Here is a 21,918-nt window from a genome sequence, read left to right on the forward strand (position 1 = left end):
TCGAACTCAGAGCGTCCGGGTCACCATCTCGACGCGGAAGCACTCGATGACGTCGCCGACGCGCATGTCCTCGTAGTTCTGGAAGGCCATGCCGCATTCCTGGCCGCCGGGGACTTCCGAAACTTCGTCCTTGAAGCGCTTCAGCGTCTTCAGCGTGCCCTCGTGAATGACGACATTGTCGCGGATCAGGCGAACGCCCGCACCGCGCTCGACCTTGCCTTCGGTGACACGGCAGCCGGCGATCTTGCCGACCTTGGTGATGTCGAAGATTTCGAGGATCTGTGCATTGCCGATGAAGGTCTCGCGACGCTCCGGAGACAGCAGGCCCGACAGAGCCGCCTTCACGTCATCCACGAGATTGTAGATGATCGAGTAGTAGCGGATCTCGATGCCCGCGGCCGCTGCGGCAGCACGCGCCTGGACGTTGGCGCGGACGTTGAAGCCGATGATCGCCGCACCCGAGGTTTCCGCAAGCGACACGTCGCTTTCGGTGATGGCGCCGGCGCCTGCATGGACGATGCGCGCACGCACTTCGTCGGTGCCGAGCTTGTCCAGCGCCGCGTTGATCGCCTCGATCGAACCCTGCACGTCGCCCTTGATGACCAGCGGGAATTCCTTCAGCCCGCTCGTCTGCAATTGCGACATCATCTGCTCGAGCGAACCGCGCTGGCCGGCATGCTTGGCAACCGCCTTCTCGCGCGCCAGACGCTGGCGATACTCGGTGATTTCGCGGGCACGGGCCTCGTTGTTGACCACGGCGAAGCGGTCGCCGGCCTGCGGTGTACCCTGCAGACCAAGCACCTCCACCGGCATCGCCGGCGGCGCTTCCTTGATCTGCACGCCACGATCGGTGACCAGCGCACGCACCCGGCCCCATTCGTTGCCGGCAACAAGGATGTCACCCGGCATCAGCGTGCCGGTCTGCACCAGCACGGTGGCAACGGGACCGCGACCCTTGTCGAGCTGGGCTTCGATGACGACGCCCTCGGCGGTACGATCCGGATTGGCCTTCAGGTCGAGAATTTCGGCCTGCAGCAGGATCGCCTCGAGCAGCTTGTCGAGATTGGTGCCCTTGGTCGCCGACACTTCGACGTCCAGAACTTCACCGCCCATGGATTCGACGAAGACTTCGTGGCGCAGCAGTTCGGAGCGCACTTTCTGCGGATCGGCATCATGCTTGTCGATCTTGTTGATCGCCACGATGATCGGAACGCCGGCCGCCTTGGCATGGCTGATCGATTCAATCGTCTGCGGCATGACGCTGTCGTCGGCCGCAACCACCAGGATGGCAATGTCGGTCGCCTGGGCGCCACGAGCACGCATTGCCGTGAAGGCGGCGTGGCCGGGCGTGTCGATGAAGGTGATCTTGTGACCGTTCTTCTCGACCTGATAGGCGCCGATATGCTGGGTGATGCCGCCGGCCTCGCCGGAGACGACGTTGGCGTTGCGGATGGCATCGAGCAGCGAGGTCTTGCCGTGATCGACGTGACCCATGATCGTCACCACGGGCGGACGCGACACCAGGTCCTCGGCGTTGTCGGCGATGTTGAACAGGCCTTCCTCGATGTCGGACTCGGCGACGCGGCGAACCGTGTGACCGAATTCGGTAGCAACCAGTTCGGCCGTGTCAGCGTCGATGACGTCGCCCGGCTTCAGGATCTGGCCTTGCTTCATGAAGAACTTGACCAGGTCGACCGCACGCTCGGACATGCGTTGCGCCAATTCCTGGATGGTAATCGTCTCTGGCAGGATCACTTCGCGCATGACTTTCTCGCGCGGCTCATTGTGCATCGCGCGCTTGAATTTTTCCTGGCGGCGACGCATCGACGACAGCGAACGGGCTCGCGCATCCTCGTCGGACAATGCTGAATTCAGCGTCAGCTTGCCGCGGCGGCGGTCCTCCTCGCTCTTGGTCGGCTTGGCCGGACGCGCCACTTCAGGCGTAACCGGACGGCGCACCGGCGCACCGGCACCAGTCCGCTTCGGCTTGACCTGTTCTTCGTCGTCGACCGTCGCCAGTTCAGCGGTCAGCGGCGCGCGGCGGCGCGCCTCTTCCTCGGCCCGACGGCGGGACTCGGCCTCGGTCTGCAACCGCGCCTCTTCCTCGGCCTGGCGGCGCGCCGATTCATCGCGTTCGCGCTTGCGGCGTTCTTCGTCCTCGGCGCGGCGCTTGGCCTCCTCGGCGGCGCGCTGACGGTCCTCGACCTCGCGAACCTTCGAGCCCTCGAGCGCCCTGCGGCGTGCTTCCATTTCACTGCGCGACAGTTCGTTCAGCACCATGCCGCTGCGCTCGACCGGGGCCGGTGGCGGGGGTGGCGGCGCCTTCGGCGCTTCCTGCACGACGACGGGTGCGGCCACGACCGCCGGCTTCGGTGTGAAGACGGGGGCGGCAACCGGCTCCGGCTTGTCGCCGGGCATCGAGAACTTGCGCTTCTTGGTTTCGACGACGACCTGCTTGGTGCGGCCGTGCGAGAAGTTCTGGCGCACAGTGCCCTGTTCCATACCGGGGCGCTTCAGCGTCAAGGTCTTCTTCGGCGTCACACTCAGCGTATTGTCGTCACCCGATTTCGTATCGCTCATTCCATATCCTCTGCGGCATCATCTTCGTCAGCAACAGCCGCAAGCATTGCCAGATCGTCCGGGGAACCGCCCCGATACCGGTCGAGCGCAACCATGCGCTTCTGGACCGCCCTGCCCGCGTCTCCCGCGAGAACGGCAGCATGTATCACATTTGTACCCCCCAATGCCAAGCTCAACTCGGCCTCGGAGAAAAGTTTGTAGGCAAGGATAACAGGGCCGCCGAGATGGACTGTCGCCCGTCGTGCCTGACTGATCTTGCGTACACCGTCGTCGGACGCCTCGGTCGCGTGGAGCACGAAAAGCGCCAATCCGCCACGCACAGCGCTCTCGACTTTGGTGGCGCCCAGCGCAATCGCGCCTGCCTTGCGGGCAAGACCGAGCATGCCCAGAGCGTGTCTGGAAAGCAGCCCGTCGACCATGCCGCCAAGATCGGGCGGCACGACCACCTGTGCCTTGAAGGCGCGAGCGAAAAGGTTCTTCGCCGCAGCCTTGTCGATATGTAGGCGGTCGGCACTCACCCAGCAACCGCGGCCGGGCAAATTTCTCTTGATATCGGGAACGACGGCCGAATCCGGGCCGACGACGAACCGGATCAGATCATCCGGTTCGGCCTGCCTGCGGGTGACGATGCAGGTGCGATCGTTCATCTCGTCCAAGGGCGGGTTCGGTGCGATGCGGTTTCACCTCACGCACCAACGGCTTCGTCAGCCGATTCTTCTTCGGCTGCAAGCTCGTCTTCGGTGATCCATCCAGCCTTGAGGCGGGCGGCCAGAACCATTTGCTCGGCATCGGCGCGTGTCACGCCATGATTGGCCAGCACACCCGGATAGACCTTGGTCTCGCCGTCTTTGCGTTCCTTCCAGCCGGTCAGGTCGTCGGCGGCATAGCCGGCAAAGTCCTCGATCGTCTTCACGCCGTCCTCGCCGAGCGTCACCATCATGGCGGTGGTGATGCCGGGGATTTCGCGCAATTCGTCCGAGACGCCGAGCGCCTTGCGCTTGTCGTCGTGTTCGGCTTCGATTTTCTCCAGATATTCGCGGGCGCGGGTCTGGATCTCCGAAGCGGTGTCCTCGTCGAAGCCATCGATCGAGGCGATCTCGCCGGAGTCGACATAGGCGACTTCCTCGACGCTGGTGAATCCTTCGGAGGCGAGCACCTGGCCGACCATCTCGTCGACGTCGAGCGCTTCCATGAACAGCGACGAACGCTCGACGAATTCCTTCTGGCGACGCTCGGATTCCTCGGCCTCGGTCAGGATGTCGATATCCCAGCCGGTCAGCTGCGAAGCAAGCCGCACGTTCTGGCCGCGACGACCGATGGCCAGCGACAGCTGGTCGTCGGGAACCACGACTTCGATGCGTTCGGCATCCTCGTCGAGCACGACCTTGGCGACTTCCGCCGGCTGCAGCGCGTTGACGATGAAGGACGCCGCCGATGGCGACCACGGAATGATGTCGATCTTCTCGCCTTGCAACTCGCCGACGACGGCCTGGACGCGGCTGCCGCGCATACCGACGCAGGCGCCGACCGGATCGATCGAACTGTCGCGTGAGATGACCGCGATCTTGGCGCGCGAGCCGGGGTCGCGGGCGACCGACTTGATTTCGATGATGCCGTCATAGATTTCCGGCACTTCCATGGTGAACAGCTTGGCCATGAACTGCGGATGGGTGCGCGACAGGAATATCTGCGGGCCGCGCTGCTCGCGGCGCACGTCATAGACGTAAGCGCGGACGCGGTCGCCGTATTTGTAGTTTTCGCGCGGGATCAGTTCGTCGCGACGGATGATTGCCTCGCCACGGCCGAGATCGACGATGACGTTGCCGTATTCGACGCGCTTGACCGTGCCGTTGACGATCTCGCCGATGCGGTCCTTGTACTCGTCGTACTGGCGATCGCGCTCGGCCTCGCGGACCTTCTGCACGATGACCTGCTTGGCCGACTGGGCGGCGATGCGGCCGAAATCCATCGGCGGCAGCTGTTCGGCTATGAAGTCGCCGAGCTGGGCATCGGGATTGCGCTCGCGAGCCGAGGAAATGGCTATCTGCGTGGCGTAGTCGTCGACCTTCTCGACCACTTCCATCAGCCGCTGCAGCTTCATCTCGCCGGTGTTCGGGTTGATGTCGGCGCGGATGTTGGTCTCCTGACCGTAACGCGAACGTGCCGCCTTCTGGATCGCATCGGCCATGGCGGCGATGACAATCGACTTGTCGATCGACTTTTCGCGCGCGACCGCGTCGGCGATCTGCAGCAGTTCAAGTCTGTTGGCGCTTACAACCATCGTTTTTCTCCCGAGCCTGTTTGCCGGACCTTCGCGCCCAGCAGCTCAATCATAGTTCCTGTTCGTGTTCTTCCGTGGCGTCCGTTTCCGTACCCGACTCATCGTCGTCCGGTTCGCCGCGACGTTTCTTGGCTTCCTTGCGCGCCCTGTTGTCCTTCGACAGGGCATCGCGAATGAGATCGTCGGTCAGGATCAGGCGCGTTTCGGAAATCGCATCATAGGGGACACGCACCGTCGGCTCCTCGCCATAGGCAGCCTTTTCGCGCTCGATCAACACATCGTCTTCGCCGGCCTCGACGATCTTGCCCTTGAACCGCTTGCGGTCGGCGACGACGATCGATGTTTCCATCTTGACCAGATGACCCGTCCAGGTCGTGAAATCCGATTTGCGGACGAGCGGCCGGTCGATGCCCGGCGACGAGACCTCCAGATGATAGGCCTTTTCGATCGGATCGTCGACGTCGAGCGCCGGCGACACCGCCCGGCTGACCTCTTCGCAATCCTCGACGGTCATGGTGCCGTCCTCGCGCTCGGCCATGATCTGCAGCGTCAGCCCGTTCTGGCCCGACAGATGCACCCGCACGAGGCGGAAGCCGATGCCGCGCAGAACCGGCTGGACGATCAGCGCGATGCGCGCATCGATGCCGCTTTCGCGGATGATGCGATCGTCGCCCTCGCTTGCCGTTGCAGTCATTGATATCCTGTTTCGCTCTATCCGAAGTTATCGGCAGGTAATAAAAAAGAGCGGGACCGGGTGGACCCACTCTTCGTCATACCGACCAAGAATTTGAGGCTGATATAAACGATCGCGGCCGTTGTTTCAAGCCCGCCGTGCGGGCCGCACAAAAGCCGTGACGGCGCCAGTGTTGCGCCAGACGCATGGCCTCCATGCGGCGAAACCCCTGTGAGCCTTGCCGCTGCATTTCCATTTATACCACATCGCACAAGGAATGCACGACGCAGCACATAGGGGCATGACCATGACCAGCCGCAAGATCTTTTCAGCCATTGGCGAACTCTTCGCGACATTTGGCAGCGCAGTCGCCGCCTCGCGCGCGGTGGCAGTCGCCGCCTCGCGCGCGGTGCAAGTGGGCCGCAAGCCGCGTGCTGACGACCTGCGCAAGCTCGGAATGGATCCGGCTGTCTTCAACAGGATCGGTCGTTTCTAGATTTGGCGAGTGGACTCGCCTTTGCGGCGGCCGGAGGCTGGTGCGTCCGTGAGCGCGCCTATGTTCTGACAAAAGTGAGATAGGCCGGCCGCCGGCCCTCACGAATGGCCTTCGCTTCGTAGCGAGTGCCCGGCCAGCCATCATAGGGCCGATGCCAGTCCGCCGCCTCCGAAGCCTGCCAGGCGAACGCACCATGCGCACGGCAATGCAGCAACGTCCAATTGACATATGTGTCGATATCGGACGCAAAGCGGAACTTCGAGCCCGGCTTCAGCACGCGCGCGAACCGATCGAGATTGACCGGGCTGACGAAGCGCCGCTTCCAGTGTTTCTTCTTCGGCCAAGGATCGGGATAGAGCAGGTCGATCCCGTCGAGCGAGGCTTGCGGCAACCAGTCCAGCAACCGGGTGGCATCGTCGTCATAAACCCGCAGATTGGCGAGCGGTTTCTCCCGCACCGCCATCATCAACTTGGCCATGCCGTTGACGAACGGCTCGACACCGATAAAGCCGATCGAGGGCGCCTCGGCCGCGCGATGGAGAAGATGTTCGCCACCGCCGAAGCCGATCTCGAGGCGAACCGCCGAAACATCGGCTTCGAACAGAGCGTGCGGATCGGCCGGCGGTTCATCTGTCAGATCGAGTCGGTATTTCCCGAAACCGCTCTCCAGAGCGGCCGCCTGCTGCGGACGCATGGTCTTGCCGCGCCGGCGACCGAAAAAGGCTTCGGTCGCGCGGCTTGGTCTGTCCTTCGGGTCCATGGCGGGACTTTGCGGCGTCGCTATCAGGCGGCGACCGCGTCCTTGAGCGCCTTGGCGAGATCGGTCTTTTCCCAGGAGAAAGACCCGTCACGGCCGGCCTTGCGGCCGAAATGGCCGTAGGACGACGTCTTGGCGTAGATCGGCTTGTTGAGATCGAGATGGCGGCGGATGCCGGACGGCGACAGATCCATCACGCTGCGCAGCGCCTCCTCCAGCTTTGCCTCGTCGACCTTGCCGGTGCCGTGCAGGTCGACATAGACCGACAGCGGCTGGGCGACGCCGATGGCGTAGGAAAGCTGGATGGTGCAGCGGTCGGCGAGTTTCGCCGCCACGACGTTCTTGGCCAGATAGCGCGCCGCATAGGCCGCCGAACGATCGACCTTGGTGGTGTCCTTGCCGGAGAAAGCGCCGCCGCCATGGGGAGCGGCACCGCCATAGGTGTCGACGATGATCTTGCGGCCGGTCAGGCCGGCGTCACCGTCCGGCCCGCCGATGACGAACTTGCCGGTCGGGTTGATGTACCACATGCAGTCGTCGGAGATCTTCAGCTCGCCCAATGCCTCGCGGATATAGGGTTCGACGACCTTGCGGACCTTCTTCGAGTCCCAGCTCGCATCGAGGTGCTGCGTGGACAGCACGATCTGCGTCGCCTCGGCGGCCTTGCCGTCGACGTAGCGGACGGTGACCTGGCTCTTGGCGTCCGGCCCGAGCTTGCCGGCTTCACCGCTGCCTTCGTGACGGGCAGCGGCCAGCAGTTCCAGGATCTTGTGGCTGTAATAGATCGGAGCCGGCATCAGATCCGGCGTCTCGCGGCAAGCGTAGCCGAACATGATGCCCTGATCGCCGGCGCCTTCTTCGCCCTGACGGTCGGAGGCATTGTCGACACCCTGGCCGATGTCCGGCGATTGGCCGTGCAGCAGGACCTCGATCTTCGCAGTCTTCCAGTGGAAGCCGGCCTGCTCATAGCCGATTTCGCGGATCGCCTTGCGGGCGACCGACTTGAACTTGGCCGGATTGACGACGGGATGGCCGGCGGCATCCGTGAGGATGTTGCCTGCCTTGTCCTTTTTCAGCAGTGTCTCCGGGACGCGCACCTCGCCGGCGATGACGACGCGGTTGGTTGTCGCAAGTGTCTCGCAGGCGACTCGGACTTTCCATGGGTCCATGCCGGTCTTCTTGGCTTCGCGATAGACCAGATCGACAATCTCGTCGGAAATCCGGTCACAGACTTTGTCGGGATGGCCCTCGGCAACGGATTCCGAGGTAAAGAAGTAGTTCTGCCGCGTCACGGGTGTCCCCTCTTGAAAAACGATCGGCAGGCTGCCGACTTTGGCGCGCCACGTGTTAGCGGGGCGATGCGCCGCTCGTCAAGCGATGCTTCGGTTCTGGCATGAATGTCGCTGCAGTTATCTTGTGCCACCGGCGGCAGGGCGCCGCCGGTCCAAGCGTGATTGCGGATCAGTCGGCATCGTCGGTGGAGAGAGACTTGACCAGATCTATGATCCTGCGGCGGACCTTGGCGTCGGCGATCTTGACAAAGGCCCGGTTGAGTTGGAGGCCTTCGGGACTGCCGCAGAATTCGACGGCGAAGGCCATCGACGCATCCTCGGCAAATCCCCGGCCTGCCACGGCCTCCTGGCCGGGCGCATCCTCGAAAAAGAAGGCGACAGGCACGCCGAGGATGGACGCGATCGCCTGCAGACGGCTGGCGCCGACGCGGTTGGTGCCCTTTTCATACTTCTGAATTTGTTGAAATGTGATGCCGAGATTTTCTCCCAGCTTTTCCTGGCTCATTCCCAACATATTGCGGCGAAGCCGAATGCGACTGCCAACATGGATGTCGATCGGATTCGGTTTCTTCTTGTTATCTTCTATCATTTTTTCCTCGCCGAATTTTTTCGGCTTCTCTATTTTTTCCTGCCCAAATGAAGCCGGAGGCAACTGCCCCAACAGAACGATCAACCGACTTCGAGAAATATCAGGCGCTTACAGTATGAGTTTCTAATGTGTGGGCTGTCAATTCACCCGTAGCCTCTGCCTTACGCTCAAAAGTGCGGCCGCAATGGCAAACAGCAACATGATCAGCATTCCGTTAATGCGTCGTTGGCCAGGAGAGATGACCGCCTCTTCGGAAATCGGCACATGGGCATCGATGGCGCCGCGGGCATCGATCGCCAGCGCATCGACGATGCGCCCGCGCGGATCGACGACGGCCGAGATGCCGTTGTTGGCTGCACGCAACAATGGCAATCCATTCTCCACCGCACGGATCTGGGCCTGCCTGAAATGCTGATACGGACCCGGCGTGTCGCCGAACCACGCATCATTGGTGACGTTCACAATAAGCTGTGCTGACGTAGCGTCAACTGCCACGAGATCGGGAAAGATCACCTCATAGCAGATAAATGGCAATGCACGGATGCCATCAGGCAACGCAATGGCGTGCCGCTCGTTGCCGGCCGCAAAACTCATCGGCCCGGCAACGAGTTGCTCGATACCGAAATGATCGAGCAGATCGGAGAAAGGCAGATATTCGCCGAACGGCACAAGGTGAACCTTGTCGACGGCATCAGTGATTTCACCTTTGTCGTCGATCGCCACCACGGAGTTGTAGTAGCGGCTGTCGGCACTTGCGGCCGAACCGCCCTCCTCGCGGACGACGCCGGCCATCAGCATCTGGCCGGGTGCCAGCATGTCGCCCAGCGCCGTCAATGCGTCCGGACGCTCCGTGAAGAGGAACGGAACCGAGGTTTCGGGCCACAGGATCAGTTGCGGCTTGCCGTGACCCGGATCAGGTGCCTTGGCCGATAGTCCCATCAAGGTTGCGAAGATGCGGTCGCGCACCGAGGCGTCCCATTTTTCCGAGAGGTCAACGGCCGGCTGGACGATGCGGACGTCCAGGCTGTGCACCGCAGGTTTTTCGGGAGCGGCAAGCCTGACATAGCCGTAGCCGACATGGGCAGCGGCAAGCACGACAAACAATCCGGCGCCGAGGCGCAGATGCCGGCGCGCCGCCAGCAGCGCCGGCAGAGCGAAGACGAACACCGCGAGCGCGTTCATGCCGATCATGCCGGTGACCGAGACGCTTTGCATCAACAGCGGCACGGGCATGGCCGCGTAGCCGATGGCATTCCAGGGAAAACCGGTGAACAGGAAGTCGCGCAGCCATTCCGCCAGCCCGAAGCCGAAGGCAAGGGCGGCGATGCGTCCGATGTCGCTGCTCCACAACAGCCGCGCAACCACGGCCGCAAAGCCGTAGAAAAAGGCGAGTGCGAAGGGAATGCCGACCACCGCGAAGGGAAGCGCCCAGGCAAAGTTGTCGGCCTCGACCAGCAGAGCCGAGCCGATCCACCACAGGCCGGCAAGGAAATAGCCGAAGCCGAACCACCAGCCGACGGCGAAGGCCGGCCGCAGGCGCCGCATCAGGCCGCCGGAAGCATCACCGGTTGCGCCGTCGAGCAGCCAGACCAGCACGGGAAAAGAGATGAAACAGGCGGCGAAGAAATCGTAAGGCGCCTGGCCAAGCACCGCCAGCGCGCCAGCGAGAAACGCCGCGAGCGCGCGCCCCCAACCCCAAAGCAGAATTATCCGGCCGGCAAGGCGCACCATACATACTTCCGAGTCGCGCGAATCAACAGCCAAGATTTAACAGGCCACGGTCCGCGGTCCAATCGGCAGGTGATGGCCAGCGGTGGACCGAGCCTAGCGGTGCCAGCCTTCGATGCGCAGGCCGCCCAGCCGTTCGGCCTCTTCACGAGAAACAGAACGCAGGGTTTGCGTGAAGGTCCAGACATGGCCCTCGGGATCGCGCGCCCGATACTGGCGTTCGCCATAGAACTGATCCGCTGGCTCCTGGACGATCTCGGCCCCCTTGGCCCTGGCATGCTCGCAATGGGCATCCAGGCCGTCCTTCAGCCTGACATAGACCGACTGCGTGTTCTTGCCGGCGACTGAGGCCGGGCTGGCTACGTGATCGGTCCATTCGGAATCGACGATGATGTAGCTGTCGCCAAACCTCATCTCGGAATGGACGAGCTTTGCCTCGGCATCGCTGACCACCATGCTGCGCTCGAAGCCGAAAGCCGCCTCCAGCCAGTCCAGCGCGGCTCGAGGATCGTTGTAGAACACGCCGGAGCCCAGGCTTGCGTGCTTGAACGGGTCGTCGACGGTCATCGGGCGAGCGAAACGCTCACGCCTGTTCGGCACGGGCCGTGGCGCGCCGGCGGCGCTCGCCCTTCTGGCTCTGCACGATGCGCACGCGCTTGACGCGGCGCGGATCGGCATCCAGCACATGGAATTCGAAGCCGGGAATGGCTTGAACCACCTCGCCACGCGCCGGTACCCGACCGAGCGTGTTGAAGATCATGCCGCCAATGGTATCGACATAATCGCCATGTTCGCCAGCGGCGAAATCCTCACCGATCATCTTGGCGACATCGTCGATCTCGGCCTTGCCGTCGACGATGAACACGCCGTCGCCGCTCCGGGTAATCATCGGCTCATCGTCGTCATGCTCATCCTCGATATCGCCGACCACCATCTCGACGATGTCTTCCAGCGAGGCGAGGCCATCGGTGCCGCCATATTCGTCGATGACCAGCGCCATCTGCGTGCGCGTCGTCTGCATGCGGGCCATCAGGTCGGAGGCAAGCATCGATGGCGGAACGAACAGCACCGGACGGATCAGACTGAGGTCGCCAATGGTGCGCGCGAGGTCGACCTGGGCGAGGTCAAGCACCGTGGCGGCAGGAGTTTTCCTTGTAGTGCGGCCTTTTTTGACGCGCGCGATCTTGGTGATGTGAGCCAGCACGTCACGGATATGCACCATCCCGCGGGGATCGTCGAGCGTCTCGGAATAGACCGGCATGCGCGAATGGCCGGACTGCTCGAAGGTGCCAAGCAGATCGCCGAGCGTCGTCGTGATCTCGACCGCCTGAATGTCGGAGCGCGGCACCATGACGTCCTCGACGCGCACCTCGCGCAAGCGCAGGATGTTGTTGAGCATGGCGCGTTCGCCGGGCGAGAAGGCCCCGGCGTCGCTCGTCGTCTCGGCAAGGGCGCCGGCGATTTCCTCGCGCAGGCTGGTTCCGTTGCGTTGCCGGAACAAGCGCAGCACGCGGTCGAAAAGGGAGGGGCTGGCAGGCGAGGTTTCGCTGGCAGCGCTGCCGGTGCTGGCAGCACCAGAGGTAACGGTACTGGGACTTGATCCCTCTTCCGACGTATCGGAAGCCTTGGTCGCACTGCCGGCGTCGGGGCGGGCGGCAGTCTCTGGTTTGTCGTTCATCGTCGTCCGGTCAATTGATCAGATGTAGTTACGCGTAGGGATCGGGAATGGCAAGTCTCGCGAGCGCTGCGCGTTCAACGGCCTCCATCGCCTCGGCATCCGCATCGGTCTCGTGATCGTAGCCCAGCAGATGCAGCAGGCCGTGGATGACGAGATGAGTGATATGGTTCTCAACCGGCTTGTCTTCCAGTGCCGCTTCACGCGCGACCGTCTCTGCGGCGAGCACGATGTCGCCCAGCATCGGCGGCAAAGGAGCGCCTTTCACAAGCGGAAAAGCCGGGAAAGACAAGACGTTGGTCGGTTTGTCCTTGCCGCGCCAGCCGGCGTTCAGGGTCCGGATATGCGTGTCGTCGGAAAAAACGATGCTGAGTTCGGAATGGCCAGCCCCGCCGGTCTCGGCAAAGGCAGCCGCAACAGCGCGATCGACCAGCCGTTTCAGGCTTGCCTCATCCGGCCATTCGCCCGCTTCGACTGAGATATCGATGTCGACGGGAACATTCCCGTCGCCGGATATTATGTCCTCAGGCATGAAGCCGCATCGTCAAAATCAATTTTCGGCACCGAGGCCGCGCGCCAGTTTGGCATCCCGGTCATAGGCCCTGACGATTTCCGCCACCAGCGGATGGCGGACCACGTCGCCGTCGTTGAAGCGCACGGTGACCGCACCTGCCACGCCGTCCAGCACCCGCAAGGCTTCGACGAGGCCCGATTTGGTGTTGGAAGGAAGGTCGATCTGGGTCGGATCGCCGGTGACGATCATGCGCGAGTTCTCGCCGAGACGGGTCAGGAACATCTTCATCTGCATCGGCGTGGTGTTCTGCGCCTCGTCGAGGATGACGGCGGCATGCGCCAGCGTGCGGCCGCGCATGAAGGCGAGCGGCGCGATCTCGATGACTTCGGCGGCAATGGCACGCTCGACCTTGTCGGCCGGCATCATGTCGTAAAGCGCGTCATAGAGCGGCCGCAGATAGGGATCGACCTTTTCCTTCATGTCGCCCGGCAGGAAACCGAGCCGCTCGCCGGCCTCGACGGCCGGCCGCGACAGAATGATGCGCTCGACCATGCCGCGCTCGAGCAGCATCGCCGCATGCGCTACCGCCAGATAGGTCTTGCCGGTGCCGGCCGGACCAATGCCGAACACCAGTTCCGACCGCTCCAGCGCCCGCATATAGGCGTCCTGGTTGAGCGATCGGGCATAGATCGTCTTCTTGCGGGTGGCGATCTGGGCGGCGGAGACCTTGCCCTTGCGCTCCAGCGTCGGCAGCGTCAGCTGATCGTCGGCGGCGATTGCCATGCGCACGGCGCCATCGACGTCGGACTGGCCGATATCGACGCCTTTCTGGAGAATGCCGTAGAGATTGTCCAGGGCGCGGCGCGCCTGCTCGGCGGCTGACGCCGAGCCCTTGATGGTCAGCTGGTTGCCGCGGGAGCGGATGTCGACGCCGAGCTTCTGCTCGAGCCTGGCGAGATTTTCGTCGAACTGACCGTAAAGGGCGCTGGCAAGCTTGTTGTTGTCGAAAGTCAGAACGATATGCGCCATATCAGAAGCCCCGGATGCCGTGGCCTGGGGTAGATTCTTCACTTCCGCAGCGCTCAACCGTCTCTCCTCATCTGCCGAGACCCTCAGGCCAATTCGGCGAACAGGCTGTTGTAGCCCGTCTTCGTGATTCGCACCTGGATAATGTCACCGATTTCGCCGGCCTTTTCATCAACAATAACCGGCTGCAGCCACGGTGAGCGGCCGACCTTCTGGCCGGCCTGTCGGCCGGGCTTCTCGATCAGCGTGTCGATGATGCTGCCGACCAGGCTTGTGCCGAAGTCCTGCTGCTGTTTCAGAAGCAGAGCTTGTAGCCGCTGCAGGCGCTCATCCTTAACCGTCTCCGGAACATGATCGGGCATTTCAGCGCCCGGCGTGCCGGGACGCGGCGAATATTTGAACGAGAAGGCCGAGGCGTAATTCACCTGCCGCACCAGTTCCATGGTCGCCTCGAAATCCGCTTCGGTCTCACCGGGGAAGCCGACAATGAAATCGCCGGAAAGCGCTATGTCGGGCCGGGCAGTGCGGATGCGGTCGAGCAGCGCCAGATAATCCTTGGCCGTGTGCCGGCGGTTCATCGCCTTGAGGATGCGATCGGAACCTGATTGCACCGGCAGATGCAGATAAGGCATCAATGCCGGCAGATCGCGGTGAGCGGCGATGAGTTCGTCGTCCATGTCACGTGGGTGACTGGTGGTGTAGCGCAGCCGCGCCAGGCCCGGGATTTCGGCCAGCCTGAACAGCAGGCGGCCAAGGCCCCATTCCTCGCCGTTTTCGCCCCGGCCATGCCAGGCATTGACGTTCTGGCCAAGCAGCGTCACCTCGCGCACGCCGGCTTCCGCCAGGCGCTCGGCCTCCGCGACGATCTGCGCCACCGGACGCGAGACTTCCGAGCCTCTGGTGTAGGGCACGACGCAAAAGGTGCAGAATTTGTCGCAGCCTTCCTGCACGGTGAGGAAGGCGGTGACGCCGCGCTTGATGACCTCGGCGCGCTTCGGCTGCGGCAGATGCTCGAATTTGTCCTCGATGGCGTAGTCGGTCTCGACGATCTTTTCGCCGCCGCGCACCCGCGCCAGCACGTCAGGCAGCCGGTGATAGGTCTGCGGGCCGATGACCAGATCGACGGCCGGCGAGCGGCGAATGATCTCGGCGCCTTCGGCCTGCGCCACGCAGCCGGCGACGCCGACCAGCAACTCGCGGCCGACCAAGGCACGTTCGGCCTTCATATCGCGGATTCGGCCGAGCTCGGAATAGACTTTTTCCGCCGCTTTTTCCCTGATATGGCAGGTGTTGAGCAGCACCAGATCAGCCTCGCCGATGGCATCGGTCGTGGAATAGCCGTCGGCGGCCAGCGCATCGGTCATGCGCTGTGAATCATAGACGTTCATCTGGCAGCCATAGGTCTTGACGAAGACCTTCCTGGCGGTTGCCGCCGGCGCGGCCATCGCTTCGGCCGCGGCGTCGACGTCGTCGCGCTCTATCGTGTTCAAGTCCATAAGGCGGCTTCTAACGCCTTTCCGTGACAAAAAACAGACGATTCTCGGCATGCGCCTGCAGTTTGCATGCCCGGGGCTAGCGGCTCGGGCGCGGATCGGCAAGCGCTGCCTGCATCATCTCGCGCACCCGGCTTTCCATCAGTTTCGACGTTTCCTTGCGGTTCGAACCCTTGGAAAAAGCGATCGGCTCGCCGAAATGCACCTCGACGTCGAGGGCGCCCTCTGCCAGCAGCACCTTGAGATGCGGCATTAGGTCTTCATCACCGATCCAGGCGGCAAGCGGGCGGTGGCGGCGACCGAGCGGCACGCCATGCAGGCGCGTATAGGCGATAGCCACCGGCTGGATGTAGACCTGCTCCGTCGCGCCTTCCGAAATCGCCATAGAGGCGGCGCCAAACAGCGTGCTCTTGAACGGCAGGACGATGTTGCCGTCGCCAGTCGAGCCCTCGGCAAACAGCACCATGGCATCGCCCTTGCCCATGCGGCTGGCGATCTCGCTGGCCTGGTCGCCCGAGGACCGCTTGCGCTCGCGCTCGATGAACACGGTGCGTTGCAGTTTCGACAGCATGCCGATCAGCGGCCAGCCTTCCATATCAGCTCTCGCGATGAACTTCACGTCGGCCATGGAGCCGAGCACCATGATGTCGGTCCACGAGATGTGATTGGATACCACCAGCAAAGGACGCTTGGTCGATAGCGTTCCCTTGACGTGGATACGCATGCCAAGCGCCCTGATGATCAGCCTGTGCCAGATCTTGAGGATGAAGGTTTCCGGCCACCAGCCGGTCTTCATCGACAGGATCTGCAGCGGCACGAGGACCAATGAACCGGCGACAACAAGGCCCAGCGCCAGGAAAATCCTGATTTTCTTGATCATCGCCCTACCCCGGCCTCCGGCTAGCGAAGATCGCGGCGCATAACAAGCGCGCCGGTCGGTCCATGTTCCGGCGACTTGTAGTAGTTCGGTCGCTTGCCGACCTCGCGGAAGCCCAGCCGCCGATAGAGCGCGATCGCCGCGACATTGGTCTCGTCGACCTCGAGGAACAGCGCTTCGGCGCGCTGCGCGTGAAGTTCGCGCAGCACCGCATCCATCAACTGCCAACCGAGCCCCTGCCGGCGGTGGGATCGAGCGACCGCGACGGTCAGGATCTCGCCTTCGCCGGCCGCCAGCCTGGCCAGCACGAAGCCGACCGGAGGCTTGGCGCCCTGTCCGGTTTCACGCGCGGCATAGCCGAATACGGTGTCCTGTTCGAGCAAGGCAGCGAATTCACCATCGGTCCACGGGCGGACAAAGTCCTCGCGATGCAACAAGGAGACCGCCGGGCTGTCGGCGATCTTCAGCGGCTCGAGCGCATAGTCCCGGCGGCGTGGTTGGAGAAAAGGTATGCGCATCAATTTTCTTGCCTTGAAAGAATGAACCCGGCCTGCGGCTTGGCGTCGGCGCCGCGCAAATAAAGCGGTTTTGGCCTTTCGCCGGGACCCTTGGCGGCAGCCAGACGGGCGTATGTGACAATATCGGCGGTGGCCGTCTGAGGCCCGATATCGAACGCGCGACCGGCCGACGCGGCAATCAGCGCCGCCGCTGTACCGGCAAGCACCAAAGAACGCTCCGTCGCCATCGCGACCACCTCGGCCAATGTGGCGACAGCCGGACCGTAAGTCAAAACCGACATTTCATCATAAAGGGCGGCATGGATTTCCTCGCGACCAGCATCGAGCGCCGCCAGTACGGCGCGATCGGGAAATGCCGCTGCCGCCTCAGCAGCCAGCGCCTCGAGCGTCGTCACCCCGATCGCCGGAATCTTGAGCGCCAGCGCCAGGCCACGCGCGGTCGAGACGCCGACGCGCAGACCGGTGAAAGAACCCGGGCCGACGGAGACGGCAATGGCGCCAAGACCGGCATAGTCGGTCGCACTTGCCTTCAGGGCTTCGGCAATGACCGCCATCAGGTGCTCGGCATGCCCTTTGCCGAGGTCGAGCACCGAACGGCCAAGCTCTTGCTTCGCCGCCTCGTCGTAGACGCAAGCGGCGCAGAGGTTGGCGGCACAGTCGATGGCAAGCAGTTTCATGAAGCGACCGGTTCGAAAGAGAGTTCCCTGTGCCTGCCACGGCTCGCCACCGCAAGTGGATAGTGCATAATTCGTTAAGCGGCTTCGCTTCGGCCCGGCAGGAAGTATCTAGACAGCCTGTTCGATGCGCAGCAGGTGGTTGTCCCAGACATAGTCAGGTTCGGAGCGTGTCGCACCGCTGCCATCGATGATCTCGCCGGCGCCAGTGGTAGCCATGAATCCGGTTCCGTCGAGGGCCGCGCCGCAGACCTCGACCAGCGCGGTGACCGAGACGACCCGCCCGCTGGCCGAATCGATCACCACAAGCGAGTTGCCTTCCGGCGAGGAGACGGCGACGGTGCCGGCGGCCGGATTGGCGGCGACCGACCCGATATAGTTGCGGAAGCCGGACAGCACGTCCTGCGGCATGTCGAGCAGCTGCAAGTCTTTGCCGCGCGCCGCGCGGCCGACCAGCAGCGGACGATCGGTGCCCGGCCCCCTGTACTGGCAGCCGAACCAGACGGTGCCGGATCGATCTGTGTCCATGTGGCGGATCGACAACTGGTGCAGTGCCTCCGGGAGTTCATGCTTCTCGATGAGATCGCCGGTGAGGCGGTCGATGAGCACATAGGACGGCTTCATGGTGGCGATGTTGAGCTCGGCGCGGCCGTAATCCGGATGGGTTTCGATGCCGCCATTGGCAACAGCGATCGTCCTGCCGTCGCCCAGCAGCAGAAGCTCATGTGGACCCATGCCGTAAGTCGGGAATTCACCGACGCGGCTGAATTTGGACCGCGCATCGTAGACACCGACCACGCCGGCGGCGTTGTCGAAGTCGTTTTCGGTGGCGTAGAGCAGCGCCCCGTCGGGCGAGAACACGCCGTGGCCGAAGAAGTGCCGGCCCGCGATGCTGGCGATGGTCAACGGCGCATCACGGCCCGAATGATCGAACACAACGGCGAACATGCCGGGCTGGCGCGCGAAGACCACCGAACGCTTCGACACCGGATCGAAGGTGACGTCATGGCCACGATCGGGCAGGTCGATCGCGTGCAGGATATTGCCAGCCTCGGATAGGACAGCGACGCCATAGCTGCCATCACGCTTGACGAAGGCGGTGGCGAAGACGGCGTCCGCCGCGAGCGTCTTCGCCCAGGCCGCGGGCGCCATTGCCGCGATGAAGCCAACGCCTGCAGCCCTCAGGAAATCGCGGCGGTCTAACAGCGGGGTTTTCAATTCAGTCCCCATCCAGCGACGAGAAGCCGGCGGTCAGGCCGAATTCGGCGGTCAGCCTGGTGCCGATCAGGGTCGACAGGCTGGAGGTGATCAGCGCGAAATGGTCGAGCTTGTCACGCAGTGCCGGATCGGCAAGCGCCTTGTCGACCGGACCCTGGATGGACTTCGCGGTAGCGATACCATTGATCAGCTGGATATGGATCGATTCCGCCATCCAGCGCGCATCGGCCGGCAGTGCGTCGCCAAGCTTCGACGCCTGGAACAGCGCGTCTATACCGGACAGATTGCCGGCTAGCGAATTGGCGGTGTTCTGAGAGCGCCAGTAGATCGCCTGTTTCGGCTTGTCCGCGTCCGGCTTGCCGCCGAAAAACCCTTTCAGGCGCACATCGCGAACCATTTCCAGTTCATTGATGAAGACGCCGACCAGTTCGGTCACCGCTTCGTTGCCGTCGCGGTAGAGCGGGTTCTGTGGCCCCGGATTGGCCCAAAGGGCAGCAAATCCGTTGGACTTGTTCCAGGCATCGTTGACGTCGCCGGTCATGGTTTCGATGTTGCCGGCAATCGCCGCGCCATAGGCACAACGATAAGGATCGTCCCTGCCCGTCAGTGCATCGGCGCCGTCGCCATAAAGCACGAATTCGAGCGCGCCCAGCCCCTGCATGGCGACGCTCTTGCCGGCCAGCAGTGCCGGATCGGTGGCGGTCGAATCCTTGTTCGCCAACACAGCCTGCACCTGCTTCAGGCCGATGCCTTTGCGATCCGGCCAGAACAGCATGCGTTCCAGCCGGTTGTTGTCCTTGATCGGTCCGAAGCCGATGATTTCGGCCGACGACCAGGCATAGACGGTGGCGGAAAATTCCGAGCGCGCGGCATCGAGCTCCTCTTGCGAGGGCGCTTCGCAGAGCTTGTGCATCGCTTTCGTCAGGGATTCCGCATGCTCGTGCAGGCCGGCATAGGCTGGGCGGACAAAGCCGTCGATCGCCCCCTGGATGATTTCGGAGGCTTTGACCGCCGCAGACACCGGGACTGCGCCGAGCAGAGCCAGCGGAAGAACGAGTAACAATGCAGAGCGCTTGAGCATCACAGTGACCCCAGGAATTTGAGCAGCGCATCGCGGTCGGCGGCGTCGGCGGCGGCAAAGCGGCTGCGCGCCTTCTGCGCCTCGCCGCCGTGCCACAGGATCGCCTCGGTCAGGCTGCGGGCGCGCCCGTCATGCAGGAAGAAGGAATTGCCGTTGACCGTCTCGGTCAGGCCGATGCCCCACAGCGGCGGCGTGCGCCACTCATTGCCCGTCGCATCGCCCACGGCCTGGCCGTCGGCCAGATCGAGTCCCATGTCGTGCAGCAGGAAGTCGGAATAAGGCCAGATCAACTGGAAGGCCTGCGCCTTGTTGGGCGTGCCGCGACGGGTGACGAATTTCGGCGTGTGGCAGGCAATGCAGCCGATCTCATAGAAGACCTTCTTGCCGGTGAGCACATCTGGTTGGTCGAGGTCGCGGCGCGCCGGCACGGCCAGGTTCTGCGAATAGAAGGTGACCAGATCCATCACCGGCGGCGGCGCCTCGACCGGGCCGAGACGCTGCTCTACGCCGCTCGGCATGGCGAAGCATTTGGCTTGCGTGGCGGTGCAGTCGCCCCAGTGTTTTGGCACTTCCGGCGTCGAGATGCCGATGTCGCCGGCGAAAGCGTCCGCCGCCTGCCGGCGGATCGATGCGGCCTGCGCCTTCCAGCCGAAACGGCCAAGCGTCAATTCGCCGCTTGGGCTGTCCCGCACGATGTTCGGCCTGCCGGAAATGCCGTCACCGTTGCGGTCGAGTGGATCGGCGTTGGCAAGAATATCCGCTGGTGCAATCTCTTCGATCAGGCCAAGGCCGATCATCGGCGGCGTCAGGCGCGGCGACAGCGTGGTGCGCGGATCGAGAGGTCCATAGGCAGGATCGACCACCGAATAGCTAGGTTTGCGCAAGGAAATCACGGCACCGTCTGCCAGTTCTACCATACGCTCCTGATAGTCGACATGCATGCGGCCCTCGCCGCGCAGGCCGGGCACCGCCAGTTCCTGCAATTGCGCGCCATAGACCGGATCGGGGAAGTTCAGCACCTTGTGGTCGACAAGCGCTGCTTTCTCTTCGGCCGTACTGGCATCGCGCGCCAGCCGCAGGAACATCGAAGTCGTGCCGGCATCGCCTTGCGGGGGACGGCCGCGGCCGTCCTTCAGATGGCAGTTCTGGCAGGCGCGTTCGTTGAACAGCGGGCCGAGCCCATCCGACGCCTGCGTCGAGGATGGCGACGACACCCAATTCTTGCGAAACAGGGCATTGCCGAGCTTGAAGTCGCCCTCTTCCTCGAAGGTGATGTTGGCCGAGGATTGCGAGAAGGAATCGCGGCTGACGTCCTTCCTGGACGTGCCGGCGCCGCCTTGCATCAGCTCGAACTGCTCAGGCCCGGAAAAATCAGCGGTCGGCCTGGTGATGGCGGTGACGCGCGCCTGATCCTTCGGATTGAGGTCGGTGCGCGTGGTGGCGAGGCCGGCAGGTTGAAGATCACCGGCCATCGCAGAAGAGGAAAGCGCGATTGCGAAGACGATACAGCGCCGACGCGCCAATCTGGCCGGCGTCTTCCGAAGGAGCAGCGAGCCGTCGGCCCGCCGCACGCGGCGCATGAATTCTAACAGGCGCCGCATTCCGGCATGTCCTTAATCGGCCTCGTGCGCCGATGCAGCGTTGAGCTGGCCGTATTTTTCCTCGCCGATCGAGGCAAGCAGGTCGAGCTGCGTCTCGAGGAAGTCGATGTGACCCTCCTCGTCGGCCAGCAATTCCTCGAACAGCTTCATCGTCACATAGTCGCCCGCTTCGTTGCAGATCTCGCGCGAGCGCTTGTACGCGGTACGCGCGTCATATTCGCCGGCAAGATCGGATTCGAGCACTTCCTTGACATTCTGTCCGATACGCAGCGGCGCCACGGACTGCAGGTTCGGATGGCCTTCAAGGAAGATGATGCGGGCCACGAGCTTGTCGGCATGGTGCATCTCCTCGATCGATTCCGCCCGCTCCTTCTTTGCCAGCTTGGCGTATCCCCAGTCTTCCAGCAGACGGAAATGCACCCAGTACTGATTGACGGCCCCCAGCTCCAGAAAAAGAGCCTCGTTAAGCCGCTCGATGACCTGCGGGTCGCCTTTCATGATTTCTGCTCCCGTATTGGACGCGCAGGCTTCTGACGCGATCCAGGTGTGAAACGATATCGACGCCGCTCGCGTCGGAGCGGGCGTGGTAATTTTCGGTGACCCGAATGATCGTTTCCACCACATTTGGGAAGCAGCCGCAACAGCGCCCGCGCTTTTGCATGGCGTGATAGACCTTTGCCGGCACGATCAGTTGCCAGGGGTCCTGATCCAGCAGCGCGATGATCGTCTGCTCGATTTCCCTCTCGGTGATGATGTTGCAATGGCAGATCAGCATTGGTTTGCTCGGATGGCTGACGGCGCCTCCCGCGCCGTGTGGCTTGATTTCCTATCGAAGCCCGTTCCGA

General features: G+C 63.2%; 22 protein-coding genes. 1 reads left to right on the top strand and 21 read right to left on the bottom strand.

Annotated features, from left to right (window positions below; all coding sequences use genetic code 11):
• Window positions 1-6: 6 nt before the first annotated feature.
• Genes infB through rimP form a run of 4 tightly spaced genes read right to left on the bottom strand, consistent with a single transcriptional unit; the run spans window position 7 to window position 5,555 of the window.
• Window positions 7-2,580 (bottom strand): translation initiation factor IF-2, encoded by a 2,574-nt coding sequence (gene infB, locus NKJ89_RS08265; protein ID WP_352601445.1) that lies wholly within the window; start codon window positions 2,578-2,580, stop codon window positions 7-9.
• The gene (locus NKJ89_RS08270) at window positions 2,577-3,227 is read right to left on the bottom strand and encodes an RNA-binding protein (protein WP_352601447.1); all 651 of its coding nucleotides are present in this window, start codon (window positions 3,225-3,227) and stop codon (window positions 2,577-2,579) included. Before NKJ89_RS08270 ends, infB begins: the two co-directional genes overlap by 4 nt.
• A gap of 38 nt (window positions 3,228-3,265) precedes the next feature.
• Window positions 3,266-4,861, bottom strand: coding sequence for a transcription termination factor NusA (nusA, locus tag NKJ89_RS08275; RefSeq protein WP_023758117.1), 1,596 nt, complete (start codon window positions 4,859-4,861; stop codon window positions 3,266-3,268).
• A gap of 49 nt (window positions 4,862-4,910) precedes the next feature.
• Window positions 4,911-5,555, bottom strand: coding sequence for a ribosome maturation factor RimP (gene rimP, locus NKJ89_RS08280; RefSeq protein ID WP_352601449.1), 645 nt, complete (start codon window positions 5,553-5,555; stop codon window positions 4,911-4,913).
• A gap of 286 nt (window positions 5,556-5,841) precedes the next feature.
• Here rimP and NKJ89_RS08285 point away from each other — a divergent pair, with 286 nt between their 5' ends.
• Window positions 5,842-6,030, top strand: a complete 189-nt coding sequence (locus NKJ89_RS08285; protein ID WP_352601521.1) for a hypothetical protein — start codon at window positions 5,842-5,844, stop codon at window positions 6,028-6,030.
• A gap of 58 nt (window positions 6,031-6,088) precedes the next feature.
• Here NKJ89_RS08285 and trmB read toward each other — a convergent pair whose 3' ends face one another.
• The 17 genes from trmB to NKJ89_RS08370 form a co-directional block, all read right to left on the bottom strand.
• Complete coding sequence (gene trmB, locus NKJ89_RS08290) at window positions 6,089-6,790, bottom strand: tRNA (guanine(46)-N(7))-methyltransferase TrmB (RefSeq protein ID WP_352601451.1); 702 nt, start codon at window positions 6,788-6,790, stop codon at window positions 6,089-6,091.
• 23 nt (window positions 6,791-6,813) lie between these two features.
• Entirely contained in the window at window positions 6,814-8,079 is a 1,266-nt protein-coding gene (metK, locus tag NKJ89_RS08295; RefSeq protein WP_352601453.1) for a methionine adenosyltransferase, read from the bottom strand.
• 169 nt (window positions 8,080-8,248) lie between these two features.
• On the bottom strand, window positions 8,249-8,668 hold the full coding sequence (locus NKJ89_RS08300) for a helix-turn-helix domain-containing protein (protein WP_023758122.1): 420 nt from the start codon (window positions 8,666-8,668) through the stop codon (window positions 8,249-8,251).
• Between the two features lie 138 nt (window positions 8,669-8,806).
• Complete coding sequence (gene lnt, locus NKJ89_RS08305; protein ID WP_352601455.1) at window positions 8,807-10,399, bottom strand: apolipoprotein N-acyltransferase; 1,593 nt, start codon at window positions 10,397-10,399, stop codon at window positions 8,807-8,809.
• A gap of 93 nt (window positions 10,400-10,492) precedes the next feature.
• A complete protein-coding gene (locus NKJ89_RS08310) occupies window positions 10,493-10,963 on the bottom strand; it encodes a VOC family protein (RefSeq protein WP_352601457.1) in 471 nt (156 codons plus the stop codon).
• A 16-nt stretch (window positions 10,964-10,979) separates the two neighbouring features.
• Window positions 10,980-12,074 (bottom strand): hemolysin family protein, encoded by a 1,095-nt coding sequence (locus NKJ89_RS08315; protein WP_352601459.1) that lies wholly within the window; start codon window positions 12,072-12,074, stop codon window positions 10,980-10,982.
• A 28-nt stretch (window positions 12,075-12,102) separates the two neighbouring features.
• On the bottom strand, window positions 12,103-12,603 hold the full coding sequence (ybeY, locus tag NKJ89_RS08320; protein ID WP_352601461.1) for an rRNA maturation RNase YbeY: 501 nt from the start codon (window positions 12,601-12,603) through the stop codon (window positions 12,103-12,105).
• A gap of 18 nt (window positions 12,604-12,621) precedes the next feature.
• Window positions 12,622-13,614 carry a PhoH family protein gene (locus NKJ89_RS08325; RefSeq protein ID WP_023758127.1) on the bottom strand — a complete coding sequence of 331 codons (993 nt, stop codon included), beginning with the start codon at window positions 13,612-13,614 and terminating at the stop codon, window positions 12,622-12,624.
• 83 nt (window positions 13,615-13,697) lie between these two features.
• Window positions 13,698-15,056, bottom strand: coding sequence for a tRNA (N6-isopentenyl adenosine(37)-C2)-methylthiotransferase MiaB (gene miaB / locus NKJ89_RS08330; protein WP_502904114.1), 1,359 nt, complete (start codon window positions 15,054-15,056; stop codon window positions 13,698-13,700).
• Between the two features lie 127 nt (window positions 15,057-15,183).
• Complete coding sequence (gene olsA / locus NKJ89_RS08335) at window positions 15,184-15,984, bottom strand: lyso-ornithine lipid O-acyltransferase (RefSeq protein WP_023758129.1); 801 nt, start codon at window positions 15,982-15,984, stop codon at window positions 15,184-15,186.
• Window positions 15,985-16,004: 20 nt separating this feature from the next.
• Complete coding sequence (gene rimI / locus NKJ89_RS08340; protein WP_023758130.1) at window positions 16,005-16,499, bottom strand: ribosomal protein S18-alanine N-acetyltransferase; 495 nt, start codon at window positions 16,497-16,499, stop codon at window positions 16,005-16,007.
• Window positions 16,499-17,176, bottom strand: coding sequence for a tRNA (adenosine(37)-N6)-threonylcarbamoyltransferase complex dimerization subunit type 1 TsaB (tsaB, locus tag NKJ89_RS08345; RefSeq protein WP_352601465.1), 678 nt, complete (start codon window positions 17,174-17,176; stop codon window positions 16,499-16,501). The genes rimI and tsaB overlap by 1 nt, the downstream gene beginning before the upstream one ends.
• A gap of 108 nt (window positions 17,177-17,284) precedes the next feature.
• Window positions 17,285-18,391, bottom strand: coding sequence for a DUF1513 domain-containing protein (locus tag NKJ89_RS08350; RefSeq protein ID WP_352601467.1), 1,107 nt, complete (start codon window positions 18,389-18,391; stop codon window positions 17,285-17,287).
• Between the two features lies 1 nt (window position 18,392).
• Window positions 18,393-19,472, bottom strand: a complete 1,080-nt coding sequence (locus NKJ89_RS08355) for an imelysin family protein (RefSeq protein ID WP_352601469.1) — start codon at window positions 19,470-19,472, stop codon at window positions 18,393-18,395.
• Window positions 19,472-21,073: a di-heme oxidoreductase family protein gene (locus NKJ89_RS08360; protein ID WP_352601471.1), complete on the bottom strand. Its 1,602-nt coding sequence runs from the start codon at window positions 21,071-21,073 to the stop codon at window positions 19,472-19,474. Before NKJ89_RS08360 ends, NKJ89_RS08355 begins: the two co-directional genes overlap by 1 nt.
• A 12-nt stretch (window positions 21,074-21,085) precedes the next feature.
• Window positions 21,086-21,571, bottom strand: a complete 486-nt coding sequence (gene bfr / locus NKJ89_RS08365; protein WP_352601473.1) for a bacterioferritin — start codon at window positions 21,569-21,571, stop codon at window positions 21,086-21,088.
• A complete protein-coding gene (locus tag NKJ89_RS08370; RefSeq protein ID WP_352601475.1) occupies window positions 21,537-21,848 on the bottom strand; it encodes a (2Fe-2S)-binding protein in 312 nt (103 codons plus the stop codon). Before NKJ89_RS08370 ends, bfr begins: the two co-directional genes overlap by 35 nt.
• Window positions 21,849-21,918: the final 70 nt, after the last annotated feature.

It is taken from the genome of Mesorhizobium sp. M0047 (assembly GCF_040323315.1).
GTDB lineage: Bacteria > Pseudomonadota > Alphaproteobacteria > Rhizobiales > Rhizobiaceae > Mesorhizobium.

What these genes read in the sequence shown, in the direction of transcription:
- NKJ89_RS08285 (WP_352601521.1), top strand. Translation starts at nt 5,842, where the DNA reads ATGACCAGCCGCAAGATCTTTTCAGCCATTGGCGAACTCTTCGCGACA.
- olsA (WP_023758129.1), bottom strand. Translation starts at nt 15,984, where the DNA reads ATGATCAAGAAAATCAGGATTTTCCTGGCGCTGGGCCTTGTTGTCGCC.
- miaB (WP_502904114.1), bottom strand. Translation starts at nt 15,056, where the DNA reads ATGGCCGCGCCGGCGGCAACCGCCAGGAAGGTCTTCGTCAAGACCTAT.
- bfr (WP_352601473.1), bottom strand. Translation starts at nt 21,571, where the DNA reads ATGAAAGGCGACCCGCAGGTCATCGAGCGGCTTAACGAGGCTCTTTTT.
- ybeY (WP_352601461.1), bottom strand. Translation starts at nt 12,603, where the DNA reads ATGCCTGAGGACATAATATCCGGCGACGGGAATGTTCCCGTCGACATC.
- NKJ89_RS08360 (WP_352601471.1), bottom strand. Translation starts at nt 21,073, where the DNA reads ATGCGGCGCCTGTTAGAATTCATGCGCCGCGTGCGGCGGGCCGACGGC.
- NKJ89_RS08270 (WP_352601447.1), bottom strand. Translation starts at nt 3,227, where the DNA reads ATGAACGATCGCACCTGCATCGTCACCCGCAGGCAGGCCGAACCGGAT.
- NKJ89_RS08310 (WP_352601457.1), bottom strand. Translation starts at nt 10,963, where the DNA reads ATGACCGTCGACGACCCGTTCAAGCACGCAAGCCTGGGCTCCGGCGTG.
- lnt (WP_352601455.1), bottom strand. Translation starts at nt 10,399, where the DNA reads ATGGTGCGCCTTGCCGGCCGGATAATTCTGCTTTGGGGTTGGGGGCGC.
- tsaB (WP_352601465.1), bottom strand. Translation starts at nt 17,176, where the DNA reads ATGAAACTGCTTGCCATCGACTGTGCCGCCAACCTCTGCGCCGCTTGC.
- rimP (WP_352601449.1), bottom strand. Translation starts at nt 5,555, where the DNA reads ATGACTGCAACGGCAAGCGAGGGCGACGATCGCATCATCCGCGAAAGC.
- rimI (WP_023758130.1), bottom strand. Translation starts at nt 16,499, where the DNA reads ATGCGCATACCTTTTCTCCAACCACGCCGCCGGGACTATGCGCTCGAG.
- NKJ89_RS08325 (WP_023758127.1), bottom strand. Translation starts at nt 13,614, where the DNA reads ATGGCGCATATCGTTCTGACTTTCGACAACAACAAGCTTGCCAGCGCC.
- infB (WP_352601445.1), bottom strand. Translation starts at nt 2,580, where the DNA reads ATGAGCGATACGAAATCGGGTGACGACAATACGCTGAGTGTGACGCCG.
- trmB (WP_352601451.1), bottom strand. Translation starts at nt 6,790, where the DNA reads ATGGACCCGAAGGACAGACCAAGCCGCGCGACCGAAGCCTTTTTCGGT.
- NKJ89_RS08315 (WP_352601459.1), bottom strand. Translation starts at nt 12,074, where the DNA reads ATGAACGACAAACCAGAGACTGCCGCCCGCCCCGACGCCGGCAGTGCG.
- NKJ89_RS08300 (WP_023758122.1), bottom strand. Translation starts at nt 8,668, where the DNA reads ATGATAGAAGATAACAAGAAGAAACCGAATCCGATCGACATCCATGTT.
- NKJ89_RS08355 (WP_352601469.1), bottom strand. Translation starts at nt 19,472, where the DNA reads ATGCTCAAGCGCTCTGCATTGTTACTCGTTCTTCCGCTGGCTCTGCTC.
- nusA (WP_023758117.1), bottom strand. Translation starts at nt 4,861, where the DNA reads ATGGTTGTAAGCGCCAACAGACTTGAACTGCTGCAGATCGCCGACGCG.
- NKJ89_RS08370 (WP_352601475.1), bottom strand. Translation starts at nt 21,848, where the DNA reads ATGCTGATCTGCCATTGCAACATCATCACCGAGAGGGAAATCGAGCAG.